Here is a 935-nt window from a genome sequence, read left to right as displayed (position 1 = left end):
CGCTCGCGCAGCAGCGCGTTTTCCATGCGCTCGGTGGCCCAGCTGCTTTCGGTCTGCTGCTGCATGGCGGCCAGCTCGCGCTGCGCCTTGGCGCGCTCGTCACGGGCGGTCTGCAGCTCCTGCTCCAGAGCGCGCAGCCTCTGCGCGTCCGGAGAGGGGCCGGCCTTGCCGCCGGCGAGCTGGTCTCGCAGCTGCTTGTTTTCGCTCTCCAGCTGCTGGACACGGCTGCCGAGCATCTCGGCTTCCTTGACCTGCAGCATCAGCTGGCGGTCGAGTTCGGCGACGCGCTGGCTCAAGCCTTCGACGCGGCCACGCGCCTCGGTGAGTTCGCGGGTCGCGGTTTCGGATTCGCCGCGCTGGTGCTCCAGCCTCTTCTGGGTCGCGGCGAATTCCTTCTCGGCCTCGTTGACGCGGACCTGCAGCGCTTCGATCTGGGTGCGCACCGCCACCAGCTCGACCTGGCGGCTGTCGGCCAGCATCGCCCGGTCGGCGAGTTCTGAGTTGATGCGTGCCAGCTCGGCCTGCTTCTCGGTGAGGGCGGCCTCGGCGCCGCGCAGCGCCTCGGTCTTGGTCGCGAATTCCTGCTCGGTGGCGGCGAGCTTCTCCTGCACCGACTTTTCACGCGCTTCGAGCGCGAGGATCGCCTCGTTCTTCTCGGCGAGCTCGGCCTTCATCTTGTTGATGGCGTCGGTCTTCTTGCCGAGCTCGGCGAACTGGCTGGCGGTCTTGTTCTTGAGCTGGTCGACGCTCATTTCCAGCCGCCGGGCCGACATGGCGAAGTCGGCGCGCAGCTGGTCCTTGTCGGCCTGGATCTCCGCCATCGACAGCGGCGTCGCGGCTTCCAGCCGCTTGGTAGTGAGCCGCACCGCGCGGTTGTGCACCAGCGGCGCGATCATCAGCGCCAGCAGCATCGCCACCAGAAAGCCGATCGCCAG

At 68.2% G+C, this 935-nt stretch carries 1 protein-coding gene; it reads right to left on the bottom strand.

Annotated elements, in window-relative coordinates; all coding sequences use genetic code 11:
• The coding region (locus I5M_RS22125) for a hypothetical protein (RefSeq protein ID WP_040771849.1) at positions 1–935 on the bottom strand (935 nt) is incomplete at both ends.

The organism is Rhodopseudomonas sp. B29, assembly GCF_000333455.1.
GTDB lineage: Bacteria > Pseudomonadota > Alphaproteobacteria > Rhizobiales > Xanthobacteraceae > Rhodopseudomonas.
The sequence above is the reverse complement of the archived record's forward strand: the minus strand, read 5'-3'. Positions and strand labels throughout refer to the sequence as shown.